The sequence below is a fragment of the Roseateles oligotrophus genome (assembly GCF_014204525.1).
Taxonomy (GTDB): domain Bacteria; phylum Pseudomonadota; class Gammaproteobacteria; order Burkholderiales; family Burkholderiaceae_C; genus Paucibacter_A; species Paucibacter_A oligotrophus_A.
In genome coordinates this window covers 72,480-88,007 of sequence record NZ_JACHLP010000011.1, presented here as the reverse complement: position 1 = coordinate 88,007, position 15,528 = coordinate 72,480, and the positions used below count along the sequence as shown (strand labels likewise).

Annotated in this window: 13 protein-coding genes and 1 tRNA gene; 4 read left to right on the top strand and 10 right to left on the bottom strand. The window is 65.6% G+C overall.

Going from position 1 to position 15,528, the window contains the following annotated elements:
- Positions 1–77: 77 nt before the first annotated feature.
- The 8 genes from HNP55_RS21420 to HNP55_RS21385 all read right to left on the bottom strand — a co-directional run bounded on the left by HNP55_RS21420 (position 78) and on the right by HNP55_RS21385 (position 7,497).
- Entirely contained in the window at positions 78–680 is a 603-nt protein-coding gene (locus HNP55_RS21420; protein ID WP_184304021.1) for a glutathione S-transferase family protein, read from the bottom strand.
- Positions 681–726: 46 nt separating this feature from the next.
- The gene (locus HNP55_RS21415) at positions 727–1,833 is read right to left on the bottom strand and encodes an S-(hydroxymethyl)glutathione dehydrogenase/class III alcohol dehydrogenase (RefSeq protein ID WP_184304020.1); all 1,107 of its coding nucleotides are present in this window, start codon (positions 1,831–1,833) and stop codon (positions 727–729) included.
- Positions 1,834–2,104: 271 nt separating this feature from the next.
- Positions 2,105–2,731: a 50S ribosomal protein L25/general stress protein Ctc gene (locus HNP55_RS21410; RefSeq protein ID WP_184304018.1), complete on the bottom strand. Its 627-nt coding sequence runs from the start codon at positions 2,729–2,731 to the stop codon at positions 2,105–2,107.
- Positions 2,732–2,846: 115 nt separating this feature from the next.
- Positions 2,847–3,809 (bottom strand): ribose-phosphate pyrophosphokinase, encoded by a 963-nt coding sequence (locus HNP55_RS21405; RefSeq protein WP_124448124.1) that lies wholly within the window; start codon positions 3,807–3,809, stop codon positions 2,847–2,849.
- Between the two features lie 127 nt (positions 3,810–3,936).
- Positions 3,937–4,013 (bottom strand) — tRNA-Gln (locus tag HNP55_RS21400).
- Positions 4,014–4,107: 94 nt separating this feature from the next.
- On the bottom strand, positions 4,108–5,082 hold the full coding sequence (gene ispE / locus HNP55_RS21395; RefSeq protein WP_184304016.1) for a 4-(cytidine 5'-diphospho)-2-C-methyl-D-erythritol kinase: 975 nt from the start codon (positions 5,080–5,082) through the stop codon (positions 4,108–4,110).
- 31 nt (positions 5,083–5,113) lie between these two features.
- Positions 5,114–5,692, bottom strand: coding sequence for a lipoprotein insertase outer membrane protein LolB (locus HNP55_RS21390; protein ID WP_184304014.1), 579 nt, complete (start codon positions 5,690–5,692; stop codon positions 5,114–5,116).
- Positions 5,689–7,497 (bottom strand): tetratricopeptide repeat protein, encoded by a 1,809-nt coding sequence (locus HNP55_RS21385; RefSeq protein WP_184304012.1) that lies wholly within the window; start codon positions 7,495–7,497, stop codon positions 5,689–5,691. The genes HNP55_RS21390 and HNP55_RS21385 overlap by 4 nt, the downstream gene beginning before the upstream one ends.
- 52 nt (positions 7,498–7,549) lie before the next feature.
- Between HNP55_RS21385 and mutM the strand changes: the two genes are divergently transcribed.
- From mutM to HNP55_RS21365, 4 genes are all read left to right on the top strand, one after another.
- Complete coding sequence (gene mutM / locus HNP55_RS21380) at positions 7,550–8,389, top strand: bifunctional DNA-formamidopyrimidine glycosylase/DNA-(apurinic or apyrimidinic site) lyase (RefSeq protein ID WP_184304010.1); 840 nt, start codon at positions 7,550–7,552, stop codon at positions 8,387–8,389.
- Between the two features lie 5 nt (positions 8,390–8,394).
- Positions 8,395–9,411: an A/G-specific adenine glycosylase gene (mutY, locus tag HNP55_RS21375; protein WP_184304008.1), complete on the top strand. Its 1,017-nt coding sequence runs from the start codon at positions 8,395–8,397 to the stop codon at positions 9,409–9,411.
- A 29-nt stretch (positions 9,412–9,440) separates the two neighbouring features.
- The gene (locus HNP55_RS21370; protein WP_184304006.1) at positions 9,441–9,770 is read left to right on the top strand and encodes a hypothetical protein; all 330 of its coding nucleotides are present in this window, start codon (positions 9,441–9,443) and stop codon (positions 9,768–9,770) included.
- Between the two features lie 310 nt (positions 9,771–10,080).
- Positions 10,081–12,681, top strand: coding sequence for a TonB-dependent receptor plug domain-containing protein (locus tag HNP55_RS21365; protein WP_184304004.1), 2,601 nt, complete (start codon positions 10,081–10,083; stop codon positions 12,679–12,681).
- A gap of 216 nt (positions 12,682–12,897) precedes the next feature.
- On the opposite strand, the gene rapZ is transcribed toward HNP55_RS21365, so the two are convergent.
- Together rapZ and recN are read right to left on the bottom strand one after the other, a co-directional pair.
- Positions 12,898–13,830 (bottom strand): RNase adapter RapZ, encoded by a 933-nt coding sequence (gene rapZ, locus HNP55_RS21360; protein WP_184304003.1) that lies wholly within the window; start codon positions 13,828–13,830, stop codon positions 12,898–12,900.
- The gene (recN, locus tag HNP55_RS21355) at positions 13,827–15,521 is read right to left on the bottom strand and encodes a DNA repair protein RecN (RefSeq protein WP_184304001.1); all 1,695 of its coding nucleotides are present in this window, start codon (positions 15,519–15,521) and stop codon (positions 13,827–13,829) included. Before recN ends, rapZ begins: the two co-directional genes overlap by 4 nt.
- Positions 15,522–15,528 lie beyond the last annotated feature (7 nt).

Genomic DNA, 15,528 nt, shown 5'->3' with positions numbered 1-15,528 from the left:
GAGTGTTGTGGAAGGAATGCTCGCTGCGAGGGACTGCGGGGCGCGTGACGCGAGCTGAGGGACGCGCGTCAAGGGCTTCAGGGCGCCGCTATGCCAGGCATGGGGATGAAGCCCGGGATGCGCTTCATGCGGTCCAGCCAGGACAGCACGTTTGGATATGGCGTTAGCGAGATGCCGCCTTCGCCGGCCATGGCCGTGTAGGGGAAGCAGGCGATATCGCCTATGGTCGGGTGGCCAAGCTCCAGGAACTGGCGGCCGGCCAGCTGCTCGTCCATGATCTTGAAGACCCGGTTGGCGCCGGCCTGCAGCTTCTCCAGGTCCAGCGGGTAGTTGAGTATCTTGACCAGGCGCGCACCGGCCGCATTCATCACCTCGCCGCCGCCGGTGGACAGCCACTGATTGATGCGGCCCATGGACTCCGCATCATCGGGATACCAGTAATTGCCTTTGTCGTACTTGCGGGCCAGATAGACCATGATGGCCTGGGCATCGCGCAGGCGCAGGGCGCCGTCTTCGAAGATGGGGATCTCGCCAAAGGGATTGAGCGCCAGATACTTGGCCGACTTGTGTTCCTTGTTGACGAAGTCCACCGTCACGGCCTCATAGCGCTGGCCCAGGATGTTGAGCAGCAGCCGGATCTTGTAGCAGCTACCGGACAACTCGAAATCGTAAAGCTTCATGGTTCACATCTCCTGTTGTTGAGGGCGCCACCTGCTGGCGCTGCGGCTAGAACACGACTACTGAGCGTATGGATTCGCCGCGCTCCATCAGCTCGAAGCCCTTGTTGATGTCCTCGAGCTTGAGGGTGTGGGTGATCAAGGGGTCGATGGAGAGCTTGCCCTCCATATACCAATCGACGATCTTGGGCACATCGCTGCGGCCGCGTGCGCCGCCAAAGGCCGAGCCCTCCCATTTGCGCCCGGTCACCAGCTGGAAGGGGCGGGTGGCGATCTCCTGGCCGGCTGCAGCCACGCCGATGATGAGACTGCGGCCCCAGCCCTTGTGGCAGCACTCCAGGGCCTGGCGCATGGTGTTCACATTGCCTATGCACTCGAAGCTGTAGTCGGCGCCGCCATCGGTCAGCTGCACGATGCTGTCCACCACATTGGCATGCTCTTTGGGGTTGATGAAGTGGGTCATGCCGAACTGGCGCGCCATGGCCTCGCGGGCGGGGTTGAGGTCTATGCCTATGATCTTGTCGGCCCCCACCATGCGGGCGCCCTGGATCACGTTGAGGCCTATGCCACCCAAGCCGAACACCACCACATTGGCGCCGGGCTCGACCTTGGCCGAGAACAGCACGGCGCCCACGCCGGTGGTGACGCCGCAGCCTATGTAGCAGACCTTGTCGAAGGGGGCGTCGCTGCGTATCTTGGCCAGCGCGATCTCGGGCACGACGATGTGGTTGGCAAAGGTCGAGGTGCCCATGTAGTGCAGGATGGGTTTGCCATCGAGGGAGAAGCGCGATGTGCCGTCGGGCATCAGGCCGCGGCCCTGCGTAGCGCGGATTTGCTGGCACAGATTGGTCTTGCGCGAGAGGCAGAACTTGCACTGCCGGCACTCGGGCGTGTAGAGCGGGATCACATGGTCGCCCGCCTTCAGAGACGTGACGCCGGCCCCCAACTCCAGCACCACGCCCGCGCCCTCATGGCCCAGGATGGCTGGGAACAAGCCCTCGGGGTCGGCGCCCGAGAGCGTGTACTGATCGGTGTGGCAGATGCCTGTGGCCTTGACCTCCACCAGCACCTCACCGGCCCTGGGGCCTGCGAGGTCCACGGTCTCTATCGTCAGGGGCTCTTTGGCCTTCCAGGCCACGGCTGCGCGGGTTTTCATGGTGCGGGCTTCTCCGGTCTTTGGGCTTGGCCGGGCCTGTCCGAGCGACTTTGAAGCGCCGGGAATCGGCCATCTCGAATTCACTATAGGAATCGAAATCAGCCCGCCGGACAGGGATAACCTGAGTTCGGCCGCATTTGGCCGCGCCGTAACGCACATTGGCCGTTCCGTACGCTTTTGCCCAAAACAGCTGCGCAGGAGCAAAAAAAATGGCCCTGGAAACCAGGGCCATTCTTGATGGGGCGCGCCGGAGCGCGGGGCCGCAGAAGGATTACTTCTTGCCCTTCTTCTTGCCCTTGCCGTCGTCGGCGGGCGCAGCAGCGGCCACAACGATTTCTTCGGCCACGGGCTCAACCGGCGTGGCAACCACGGGGTTGGGCTTGCCATGGGTCACGACCTTGACGCCGGCGGGCAGCTTCAGATCGTTGACGTGCACGGAGTGACCCTTGGTCAGGCCGCTCAGGTCGACTTCGATGAACTCGGGCAGTTGCTGGGCCAGGCAGGTGATCAGCAGTTCGTTGATCACGTGGTTGACGGTGCAGCTGTCGGTCTTGACGGCGACCGAGGTCTCTTCACCGATGAAGTGCAGGGGCACCTTCTTGGTGATCTTGGTCGTGCCGTCCACGCGCTGGAAGTCGGCGTGCAGGACTTGCGGCTTGTAGGGGTGCAGTTGGAAGTCGCGCAGCAGCACTTGCGTGACGGCGCCGTTCAGTTCCATCTCGAGGATGGTGCTGTGGAAGGCTTCCTTCTTCAGGGCGTGGAACAGGGCGTTGTGGTCCAGTTCGATATTGGCGGGCTCGCCAGCACCGAAAACGATGGCGGGCACGCGGCCAGCAATGCGCAGGCGGCGGCTCGCTCCGGTCCCCTGCAAATTGCGCTCAAAAGCGACGAATTTCATATGGTTCTCCAACAAGGATGGAGCGCCCGCGACCAGGCTGCTCCGTTAAAAGCGGTCTCAAAAAGTGACCGCAGACGACATTCAGCCCTGGCATTGCTGCCAAGGCTGAAAAAACTTAGAAGTTGTTGTTCTGCTCGCTGAACAAGGAGGTGACCGACTCACCGTCCGAGATGCGACGTATGGTCTCGGCGAACAGGAAGGCCACCGACAGCTGGCGGATCTTGCCGCAGGCCTTGGCCGCATCGTTCAGCGGGATGGTATTGCTGATCACCACTTCGTCCAGATGGGACTTGGAGATGCGCTCGATCGCCGGGCCCGACAGGATGGGGTGGGTGCAATAAGCGAACACGCTCTTGGCGCCGCGATCCTTCAAAACCTCGGCGGCCTTCACCAGGGTGCCGGCGGTGTCGATCATATCGTCCATGATGACGCAGTTGCGGCCATCGATCTCGCCGATGACGTGCATCACTTCGGAGACATTGGCGGCCGGACGGCGCTTGTCGATGATGGCCAGATCGCAGCCCAGTTGCTTGGCCAGTGCGCGTGCGCGCACCACGCCGCCGACGTCGGGGCTGACCACCACCAGATTGGAATAGTTGCGGGCCTTCAGGTCCGACAGCAGCACCGGCGAGGCGTAGATATTGTCGACCGGGATGTCGAAGAAGCCCTGGATCTGGTCGGCGTGCAGGTCCATGGTCAGGACGCGTTCGACGCCGACGGTCTCCAGCAGATTGGCCACCACCTTGGCCGAGATGGGCACACGGGTCGAACGGGGGCGGCGGTCCTGGCGGGCATAGCCGTAGTAGGGGATCACGGCGGTGATGCGGCGAGCGCTGGCGCGCTTCAGGGCATCGACCATGATCAGCAGCTCCATCAGGTTTTCGTTGGTCGGCGCGCAGGTGGGCTGGATCACGAAAACATCGCGGGCGCGGACGTTTTGCTGGATTTCGACGGTGACTTCACCGTCGGAGAAACGACCGACCACGGCCTTGCCGAGCTCGAGGCCCAGATGCGTGGCGATTTCTTGGGAGAGCACCGGGTTTGCGTTACCGGTGAAGAGGACGGTATTGAGCAGCACGAGCCATCCTTTACGGAAAAGGACCCGTGGTCAGCCGCGTGTCCGGGTGAAAAAACAAAGGCCCCTAACGGTTAGATTAGCGGGCCGTGGAATAAAGCGCGAAAAACTTTGACTTCCGAAAGAAATTTGGCAGGGGAAGAAGGATTCGAACCTTCGCATGTCGGAATCAAAATCCGATGCCTTAACCAACTTGGCGACTCCCCTACACAGGACACTGCAGAGCTGCAGCACCCTATAACTTTCCAGCGCAAGCAACTTGCGTTGCTTTCTTAAAAACCAACTTGCGTCGATTTTTTGCTTAGGCCCAACCGTGAAGTGGGTGCTGATCTAAGCAGCGGCAGATTCTAGCATGAAAATCAGAGGGTAAATCCTCTTGCCAAAACTTTTTAACCGAAGTTAATTTGCCGTCTCCCTGCTCTTGCGCATCGCCAGACGCCAGTCTGGCGAATACCGCGCTTCCCGATCCCGTCATCCGGCTATTGCCAAACTCGGCTTCAAGAATTCGCAGCGCCTGAACGACTTGGGGGCAGCTTGCTTCGGCCGGCTTTTGCAGATCGTTACGACCGTAGCCATGCAGAAAACTCGCTATCCCTTCCTCGTTCAGCACAACGGGTTTGGCATCAATCTCGAGCCGCTCTTCAGCTAACTCTCCATTTTTGCGCTGCAACTCGTTGTGTGCAGGAAAGCCCGCTACTATAGCCACAGATTTTGACCTTGCCAAGAGGGGGCTGGAAAAAATTTGCTGTGTCGAGATGCTTTGGCCGGGTTTGAGGACCGCAAAACTCATGGGCGGCAGATCGATGGGATGGAGGATTTCCCCGATGCCTTCTACGAACGCGTGCCTTCCGCCCAGAAAAAACGGCACGTCCGCACCCAGGCTCAGGCCTAGCGAAAAAAGTTTTTCCAGCGGCCAGTTCAGCCCCCATAAACGATTCAAGGCAAGCAGGGTGGAGGCCGCATCCGAGGATCCGCCGCCCATGCCGGCGCCGGCGGGCAGGCGTTTCTCGATATGGATGTCGGCGCCCAGGCCGCAGCCGCTTTGCGCCTGCAGGGCGCGGGCCGCGCGCAGGCACAAATCATCGGCGGGCAGGGCGTCGCCTTGGTCATGCCGTGCAAGCTGGCCGTCAGCACGCTTTTCAAAATGCAAGGTGTCGGCCCAGTCGATCAGGGCGAAGATGGACTGCAGCAGGTGATAGCCGTCCGGCCGCTTGCCCACCACATGCAGAAAGAGATTGAGCTTGGCAGGCGCCGGGACGTCGTAAATGGCTTGCATGGCGAAGACAGGGGAAAAGAGAGAGAGGTGTTCAGGGCTCGATGCGGGCGCGCAGCACCACGGCCGGGTCGGCCAGATAGGGGCCACGGGTGGCGATGATCAGGCCTTGGCCGGCCTGGGCGTCGAAGCGCGAGGTGTCGATGCGCCAACCCAGTTGCTCAAAGCCTTGCGCGTTCTTGCCTTCCAGCGCGCGGCTGTCCATCTGCGGCCAGGGGCGGCCTTGCAGCCAGTCAAACAAGGCGGCAACGGGAATCGCCTCGCCCAGCAGTTCACGAGTTAGAGCATCGAGGTCCTCGAAGCTGCGATCGATCTCGGGCGTCTTCAGGTGCACCTCGCCGCCGCCCCAAGTCGCCCTGGCCAACAAGCTGCCCAGAGGGGTGCTGAGCTCCAACTGCCCGGCGGACGGCCGGCCATTCAGGTCAAAACCCACATTGCCACCGGTGGGCCGGCCGTTGGGCGTGTTGTTGACCTGGATGCTCAGGCGGCCATTCAGATGCACATCGCCCTCGGCCACTTGCAAAAGCGGTGGCGGGCGCTTTTCCAGGCTGCTGCAGGCGCTCAGGCCCAGCAGGCCGGCGCTGAAAAGAACGGCGAGCAAAACATGGCTCACAGGCCAACCTTCAGGCGCTTGATGGTTTCCTGCAAGGCCTCGTTCTTGGCGTCGCGCTGCATGCCTTCCTGCCAGATGCGGCGGGCTTCTGCCTGCTCGCCGCTGGCCCACAAGGCTTCGCCCAGATGGGCGGCGATCTCGGCGTCCGGCCGCGAGGCATAGCTCTGGCGCAGCAGGCGCACGGCCTCGGCCTTGTTGCCCAGGCGGAACTCGACCCAGCCCATGCTGTCCAGGATGAAGGGCTCATTGGGCACAAAGCTCAAGGCCTTGGCGATCAGGTTGCGGGCCTCGTCCAGGCGGATATTGCGCTCGGCCAGGGAATAGCCCAGGGCGTTGTAGGCGTGGTGATGGTCGGGCTTGATCTTGATGACCTTGCGCAGCAAGGCCTCCATCTCGTCGAAGCGGCTCAGCTTCTCGGCCATCATGGACTGCTCGTAAAGCATGTCGGCGTCATCGGGCAGGCGCTCGTTGGCCTTGGCCAGCAGCTCGTAGGCCAGCTGCCATTCACGCATATCGCGCAGCAGCTGTGACTCGGCCAGCAGCTTGCCGCGCAGCTTCTCCGGCGTGTCCTCGGCCATGGCTTGCACGACCTTGCGGGCCTCGCTCAGCCGGCCCTGGCGGGCCAGCAGGGAGGCGCGGCGGAACTGCGCCTCGGTGACGCGCTCGGCGCCGTCCACCTTGAGCAACCAGGCCTCGGCGGCCTGGAAGTCGCCGCGCATCTCGGCCGCCTGGGCCAGCATCAGCCAGGCTTGCTGGCGCGCCTCGCTATCGGCCTGGGCCTGGGCGGGCACGCTCGCCTCGGCGCTGCCTGGGGTCGCGGCGGCCTGGTCCAAGAGCTGCAGGTATTGATTCAAGGCGCTTTCGGCCTCGCGCGCATGGCGCAGGTCCAGTTCCAGCGCGCCCAGGGCGAACCAGGCGGTGGAGATGCTGGGCGCGGCTTCGGTGATGCTGCGGAACTCCCTGGCCGCGTCGCCGGCGCGCTGGGCTCTTGCCAGGGCTTGACCATAGGCCAGGCGCAGGGCGTGGTTGGCGGGCGTGGCGGCGAGCCGGGTCTTGATCAGCGCCTCGGCCGCGGTCTGGCTGGGCATCAGCTCCAGGGCCAGCTGCATAGGTTCATCGGACTCGGGGTATTGCTGGGCGATGTCCTTGGCGATCGCCAGGGCGCGGGCGCTGTCGCCCGCCTGGATGGCGAAGCGGGCCTGCGTCACGCGGGCGGCCAGGCGGGTCAGCGGCTGGGCGGCGGCCGCTTCCAGCACCGGGTCCAGCGTGGCCAAGACCTTCTTCGGCTCGGCCGCGCGCTGGAACAGGCGCGGCAGGGAGACCAGCACGCCAGGGCGCTGAGCCTCGGGCGTCAGGGCCAGCAGGGCACGCAGCGGCTCGGCCACCTCGGCCGGGCGGTTCAGCAAGGCCAGCAGCTGGACGGTCATCTGCTGGGCGGCGGTGGACTTGGGCAGGGTCTCGCGCCAGGCCTTGGCGGCCAGCAAGGCCTGGTCGCCGGCACGGGCCTGCAGGGCGATGCTGACGACGCGGGTGAACAGCTCCTCATCGCTGCTGCGGCGAGCCGCGTCCAGCAGCACTTGATAGGCCACGCCGGGCTGGCCGGCGCGCAGCTCCAGCTCGCCCACCAGCAATTGGTAGAACAGCGGGGCATCCAGATCCGAGTTGAGCGGCTTGGCCGTCTCGGCCTCGGCCTTGCTTGCGGCGAATGCGGCGAGGGCAGGAGCGGCGAGCAGGCCTGCGCACAGCAGGGAGGCCAGAAGACTGCGCTTGATACGGGGTCCGCCGCGGCGGAAAGACTCGGGCATGAAAGCTCCTGCGTGAAATGCTCGCCCATTCTGCCCCGATATGATCGCCCCCATGCCCGAGCTCCCCGAAGTCGAAGTCACCCGCCGCAGCTTTGCGGACGCCATTGCCGGTGCCGAGGTGGCCCAGCTGCGCCTGGGCAAACCCTTGCGCTGGCCCCTGGGGCAGGCGGCCGAGGCCTTGCAGGGCGGGCGCATCGGCGCGGTGCTGCGCCGAGGTAAATATTTGTGGCTGCCGGTCTCCGCCCCGGTGGAGCGCGGTGGCCTGCTGCTGCATCTGGGCATGTCGGGCTCGCTGGCCTTCACGCCGCAGGCCGATCTGCGCGGCTCGCCGCCCGGCCCGCATGACCATTTTGATTTGCAGACCGATAGAGGTCTGCTGCGCCTGACCGACCCGCGCCGCTTTGGTGCCGTGGTCTGGTCCGAGGCCCTGGACGCCGGCCCCGCCGCCAAACTGCTGGCCGGGCTGGGCATGGAACCTTTTGATGCGCGCTTCAACGGCGAGCATCTGCACGCGGGCCTGAGCGGCCGCCGGGTGGCGATCAAGCTGGCTCTGCTGGCCGGCGACATCGTGGTGGGCGCCGGCAATATCTACGCCTGCGAGGCCCTCTTCATCGCCGGCATCAACCCAAGGCTGGCCGCCGCCAAGCTCAGCCGGCCGCGGGCCGAACGCCTGGCACTGGCGGTGCGCGGCGTGCTGGCCCAGGCCGTGGAGGCGGGCGGCACGACCTTGCGCGACTTCAAGGACGCCCATGGCGTGGCCGGCAGCTTCCAGATGCAGGCTCGGGTCTATGGCCGCGAAGGCCTGCCCTGTTTTGATTGCGGCACACCCATACGCCGCATCGTCCAGGGTCAGCGATCGACGTTTTTCTGTCCCCAATGCCAAAAGAGATAAAAGAGATGAATGCATTCGCCACCTTGCTGGTGGCCTGGCAGCGCAGCCATGGGCGCAACAGCCTGCCCTGGCAGAACACGCGCGACCCTTATCGTGTCTGGCTGTCGGAAATCATGCTGCAGCAGACCCAGGTGACGACGGTGCTGGGTTACTACCAGCGCTTTCTGGAGCGCTTCCCCACCGTCAGCGATCTGGGCGCGGCCACGCTGGACGAGGTGCTGGCCATGTGGGCCGGCCTGGGCTATTACAGCCGGGCGCGCAATCTGCACGCCTGCGCGCAGACGGTGCGCGAACGGCATGGCGGAGAGTTCCCACGCACGGCCGCGGCCCTGCAGGAGCTGCCCGGCATAGGCCGCTCCACCGCGGCGGCCATCGCCGCCTTCTGCTTTGCCGAACGGGTGGCGATACTGGACGGTAACGTCAAGCGCGTGCTGACCCGCTTGCTGGCTTTTGACGGCGATCTGGCCAGCAGCGCGCAGGAGAAAAAGCTCTGGCAGCTGGCCACTGAGCTGCTGCCTGCGGCCGAGGACATGATTGCCTACACCCAGGGCCAGATGGATCTGGGCGCCAGCATCTGCTCGCCGCGCGCGCCGCAATGCCTGTTGTGCCCGGTCAGCGAGCTGTGCCTGGCGCGCGCCCAGGGCGAGCCCACGCGCTTCCCGGTCAAGACCAAAAAGCTCAAGCGCAGCCAGCGTGAAAACTGGTGGTTGTGGCTGGAACACGAGGGCCAGGTCTTGCTGCAGCAGCGCCCGGCCAAGGGGGTGTGGGCGGGGCTGTGGAGCCTGCCCTTGTTCGAGGACGAGGCAGCCTTGCAGACGGCGGCCCGGTGTCTGGGCGCACCGCTGGAAACCATGCCGCGCATCCAGCATGCGCTGACCCACTTCGACTGGACCCTGCATACCCAGCGGGCCGAGCTCAAGCAGCGGCCCGCTGATGCCTGGTTCGGTGGAGAATGGGTGGCACGCGAGCGCCTGGCCGAATACGCCTTGCCGGCGCCGCTCAAAAAAATGATCGTGAGCTGATAGGCGATTCAAAAGCGGGAGCTTTGGGAATGAATGCAAGTTTGAAATCGACCGTGGAATCGGCCCTGGTGGCCTTGCTGGCCGCTGCCAGCTGCCTGTGGTTTTTGATCTCGGCGGCCGACAGTGCCGACCCGGCGGCTTCGCGCGTGGCGCTGCTGGCCCTCGGGCTGGCGGCCAGCCTGGCGGCGCATTGGGCCTTTATGGGCATTCTGGTCAAGCGCAGCGGCCGCTCGCTCTGGCTGTGGCTGCCCCTGCTGGTGATCTTTATGCCTGTGGGTACGGCCGTGCTGCTGGCCCTGATCGTCTCCAGCGACAAGGAGTCGGCCCTGCCGGGCTCGGCCCCCAGCCCCGAGGCTTGAGGCCTCGCTTGACGCTTCAATCGCTTGTGCGCAAGAAGCGAATAAGCAAACAAGAAAGCATTGTTTAGAAAATCTCGGGTTAACACCTAAATTGCGAAGGCGCCAACAAGAGCGTGCAGTAGAAACAAACCTCGCAATGATCCCCGCCTTCCCGTCGATCCGGGCCACAGCCGCCCCATCGAATCTGTCCGCCTTCTCTTCCGACACTTCGCCACGAATGTGTTGACGGCGCGCGCCGCCTGGTCTTGAGCCCTTACCGGGGCAGCTTCGGTCCCGACCCGGACTTTTCCTTTTCGCTTCCCAAAAAATCATGTTGCTGAAACCCTCAGTACTGGCCGCTGCATTGGCCGCCGCCTTCCTGCCCGCTCATCTGCTGAGCGCCCAAGCCCAAGCCGCCGACAAGGGCGACCGCCTGGAGCGCGTCACCGTCACCGGCTCCAACATCCTCAGCACCCAGCGCGAGGGAGCTAACCCCGTGCAGACACTGACGGCCAAGGACATCGCCGCCAGCGGCAAGACCACCTTGCCCGAGTTGCTGCGCTCCCTCACGGCCAATAGCGGCAATAGCTTTAACGAGCAGTTCACCGGCAGCTTCTCGGCCGGCACGGCGGGCATGTCGCTGCGCGGCCTGGGCCAGCAGAACACCTTGGTGCTGGTCAACGGCCGCCGCGTCGCGCCCTATGCCACGGCGCAAAACATGCAAGAGGTCTTCTCCGACCTGAACAGCCTGCCCCTGGCCGGCGTGCGCCGCATCGAGATCCTCAAGGACGGGGCCTCGGCCTTGTACGGCTCGGACGCCATCGCCGGCGTGGTCAACATTCTTTTGTACGAGGACTTCCAGGGCAGCGAGATCCGCGTGGGTTTGGGCAGTTCGACCGAGGGCACGGGCCAGCGCGAGCGCAGCCTGGAGCTGCGCCACGGCTTCGGCGATCTGACGGCCGATCGCTACAACCTCAGCCTGAGCTTTGACGCCGTCAAGCGCGACCGTCTGGACCAGAGCCAGGTGGCATGGCTGCGCGATAACGACTTCCGCAATCAGGGCGGCGGCAGCCTGGCCTGGGTGGCCAGCAACTATCTGGGCAGCGACCCCACGAACAAGCTGGGCGGCGAGCAAGGCCCGCTCAAACTCGTCAACTACGCTGACATCTCGCCCGGCAAGACCGGCACCGTGCTGGCCTATAACCCGGCGCAGTACAAGACCTTGATCCCCGGTGTGGAGCGCTACCACGCCTCGGCCCGCGGCACTTACCGCATCAACGACAACATCGATGCCTATGCCGAGGTTCTGCTGGGCAAGTCGCGGGCGGAGCTGATCTTCGCGGCCCCGCTGACGGTCTCCAGCAGCCTGCGCGCCTGGAATGACAAGACCCAGTCGCTGGACAGCATCTCGGTCGCCCTGCCCAAGGATCACCCCAACTACCCGGCCAGCGGCTCCAATGTGCTGACCGCCACCTTGTTCGATCTGGGCCCGCGCATGAAGCAGGACTCGGTGCAATTCCAGCGCCTGCTGGCCGGTGCGCGCGGCACGACGGGCGCCTGGGACTGGGAGGCCTCGGTCCTGCAATCCGGCAGCCGCATGCGCGAGACGGCGCAGAACTTCGTCAACCGCTACGAGTTCGAGCGCGCGCTCAAGGCCGGCAGCTACAACTTCGCCGAGCAGAGCAAGAATAGCGAGGCCCAGCGCCAGGCCTTGCGCCTGTCCACGCTGCGCCCGGCCGAGACCGAGCTGTATGCGCTGGACGCTAACGCATCCGCCGAGCTGACCAAGCTGCCGGCCGGCCCGCTGGGCTTTGCCGCCGGCCTGCAGCTGCGGCATGAGCGCATGGACTCACGCACTTCGGAGGCCGTGCTCTCAGGCACCGAGCTGCGCCCGGCCATCAACATCATCCAGGGCTCGCGCCGCGTCAGCGCCGGCTATGCCGAGTTCAACGCGCCCCTGCTCAAGACGCTGACCTTGAACGTGGCCGGCCGCCTCGACCATTACAGCGACTTTGGCGCCGCTTTTTCGCCCAAGGCCAGCCTGCGCTACCAGCCGGCCGCCTGGCTGGTGTTGCGCGGCAATGCCTCGCAAGGCTTCCGCGCGCCCTCGCTGCCCGAGAATACGCAGAGCACGGGCGTTAGCTACGGTTCGGTGGTCGACCCGCGCGACCCCATCTCGCCCACCGTGGCGCGTGGCGTCACCAATCTGACTGCCGCCAACCCCGCGCTCAAGCCCGAGCGCTCGCGAAATCTGAACTTCGGCATCGTCGTTTCGCCGGACGCGCAGACCAGTTTCGGCATCGACTATTTCAATATCCGGCAACAGGATTTGATAGACACCGAGACCGCCAAATACATCGTTGACAACGAGCAGAATCTGCCCGGCCGCATCGCGCGCGACGAGCAGGGCCGCATCGTCTCCATCACCCGCCAGTTCAAGAACCAGGGCGAGCGCACGGTCTCGGGCTTTGACATCGAGGCCAGCCGCGGCTTTGGCCTGGGCGAGCTGGGCCAGCTCAAGCTCAGGGCCCAGATCAGCCGCCTTTTGCAGTTCAAGGCCGCACCAGCCGAGGGCGAGGCCCCCATCAATGGCGCGGGTAGCAATGAGTTCGGCTCCCTGCCGATCTGGCGCAGCACCAGCAGCGCCAACTGGAGCCTGGGCGGCTGGAGCACGACCCTGAGCTGGAACCATGTGGGCGGCTACGGCCAGACCTATCGCCCGACGGCGGCCCATGCCGAGTCGGTGGGCAGCATCAACACCGTGGACCTGAATGTGGACTGGCAGATCAGCCCGCGCCTGCTGGCCACCGCCACCGTGCAGAACCTGGCGGCCAGCCAGCTGCCCTGGGATGCTTCCACCGGCACCTTTGATGGCAGCCAGGGCGACCCGCGCGGCCGCTTCCTGGGCCTGAAGGCGCAGTACAGGTTTTAAGTTAGCGACTCGCTGAATTGACGAAGGGCGTACCCGCCAGCAAGCGGGTACGCCCTTGATTCATTTCAGTTATCCATGGCGTTCATGCCCCACCCGCGACGCATGAAACGAATACCGAAAGTCAACCACAGAGTCACAGAGACACAGAGAAGACAAGCTTTGAATTCCTCTGTGTCTCTGTGACTCTGTGGTCGTATTTGAATTTGGCGTTTCACTTCAGCGCGCGTCCAGCTCCCGGTGCCGCTTGAGCACCTGGCCGTGGTCGGCGAATTTGCGGGCCAGGGTCTCGACCAGATAGACCGAGCGGTGCTGGCCGCCGGTGCAGCCAATCGCCACGGTCAGATAACTGCGCTGGTCGGCGGCATAGCTGGGCAGCCAGGTGGCCAGAAAGCCGGCGATCTGGCCCAGCATCAAGCTCACCTCGGGCTGGGCCTCCAGATAGGCGGCCACCGGCGCGTCGCGGCCGTTGAGCGGGCGCAGCTCGCGGTCGTAATAGGGGTTGGGCAGCACCCGCACATCGAACACCAGATCGGCATCGCTGGGCACGCCATGCTTGAAGGCGAAGGACTCGAACACCAGGGTCAGGGCCGTGCCGTCCACCACCACCAGATCGCGCACCCAGGCGCGCAGCTGGGCCGGGCGCAGCTGGCTGGTGTCCAGCACGGTGGACTCCACCCGCAGGGCGCTGAGCAGCTCGCGCTCCAGGGCGATGGCGTCCAGCAGGGCGCGGTGCTGGTCTTCGCCGTCGTCCTGCGGGCCCGCGCCGAGCGAGGACTGGTCCTGGCGCAGGGGGTGGGGGCGGCGGGTCTCGGAGAAGCGGCGCATCAGCGCCTCGGTATTGGCGTCCAGAAAGATGGAGCGCACGGCCACGCCCTCGGTGCGCAGCTGCTTGATCAGGGGCAGCAGCAGGGGCAGGGAGCCGGCCCGGCGCACATCCACCGCAATCGCCACATGGCGCTTGCCGCGCTGCTGCTCCAGGCGCAGAAAGTCCAGCAGCAGCTCGGCGGGCAGATTGTCCACGCAGAAAAAGCCGGCGTCCTCCAGCGCGTGCATGGCGACGGACTTGCCGCCGCCCGACATGCCCGTGACCAGCACCACATCGCTGTGCTCGGCCTTGGGGCTGGCCGTGGGCGTGCTGCTCTTGCTCATGATTTGGCCTTCTTGGTTTTAAGGGGGGCGCTGGCGGAAAGATCCAGCATCTCCTGCGCATGCGCGATGCTGGTGGAGGACAGGCGCTCGCCGCCCAGCATGCGGGCGATCTCGGCCGTGCGGGCCTCGCCCGCCACCGGGCGCACGCTGCTGAGGGTCTGGCCGGCCTGCAAGGCCTTGGCGACGACCAGATGCTGGTCCGCGCAGGCGGCCACCTGGGGCAGGTGGGTGACGGCCAGCACCTGGCGCTCGCGGCCTAACTGCTTCATCAAGCGGCCCACGGTCTCGGCCACGGCGCCGCCGACGCCGGCATCGATCTCGTCAAAGATCAGCGTGCCCACGCCTTGCTGGCCGCTGCACTGCTGGCTGGCCGTGACGGCGATGGCCAGGGCGATGCGCGAGAGCTCGCCGCCCGAGGCCACCTTGGACAGCGGCCGCGGCGCGCTGCCCGCATGGCCGGCGACCAGGAACTCGGCCGACTCCAGGCCATAGCTCTGCGCCTGCTCCTGCGGCGCCAACGCGATCTCGAACACGCCGCCTGTCATGCCCAGCTGCTGCATGGCCTGGCTCACGGCGGCGGCCAGCTGGGGCGCGGCGGCCTTGCGGGCGGCGCTGACTATTTTTGCCTCCGCACCAAAGGCCTTGTTGGCCTGGGCCAGGGCGGCTTCCAGCGCGTCCAGATCGCTGGCCGCGTCCAGGGCTTGCAGCTCGGCTCGCCACTGGGCCAGCAGGGCCGGCAGCTCCTGCGGCGTGCGGCGGTAGCGGCGGGCCAGGGTCAGCCAGGCGGAGACGCGCTCGTCCAGCTCCTGCATGCGCGAGGGCTCCAGCTCGCTGCCGTGCAGATAGGTGCTGAGCGTGTGGGCGGCGTCCTGCGCTTGCGCCTGCGCGCCGCGCAAGGCCTCGACGGCGGGCAGCAGGGCGGCGTCGTAGTCCAGCACTTTTTCCAGCTGGTCCAGGGCCTGGGTCAGCAGGGCTTCGGCGCTAGGCTCGGCCTCGCTGAGGGCCTCCAGCGAGGCGCGGGCCGCGTCCATCAGGGATTGGGCGTGGGAGAGCTTCTGGTGCTCGGCGTTCAGCTCATCCCACTCGTCCTCGCCGGGGGCCAGGCGTGCCAGCTCGCCGATCTGCCAGGCCAGGCGTTCGCGCTCGCGCAGCAGCTCACCCTGGCGGGTCTGGGCGGCGGCCAGGGCGTCGCCGGTGCTCTTCAGGGCCTGGTAGCTGGCGGCCAGGGCCGTGGTGTTGAGGCCGGCGTAGTCGTCCAGCAGGGCGCGCACGGCGGCTGGCCGGGTCAGGCCTTGCCAGGCATGCTGGCCGTGTATGTCCAGCAAGCTGTCGGCCAGCTCGCGCAGTTGAGTGACGGTGGCGGCGCTGCCATTGATCCAGGCGCGGCTCTTGCCCTGGCTGTCGATGACGCGGCGCAGCAGCAGGCTGCCGGACTCATGCTCGAAGCCGGCCTCGTCCAGCCAGGCGCCCAGCTGGGCGGGGCGGTCGAACTCGGCCGAGATATCGGCCCGGGCCGCGCCCTCGCGCACCACGCCGGCATCGCCGCGGCTGCCCAGCGCCAGCTGCAGGGCGTCGATCAGGATGGACTTGCCGGCGCCGGTCTCGCCGGTCAGCACCGAGAAGCCGGCATGGAAGTCCAGCTCCATTTCGGGGACGATGACAAAGTCCCGCAGGCTCAGTCTTCTCAACATATGCAAA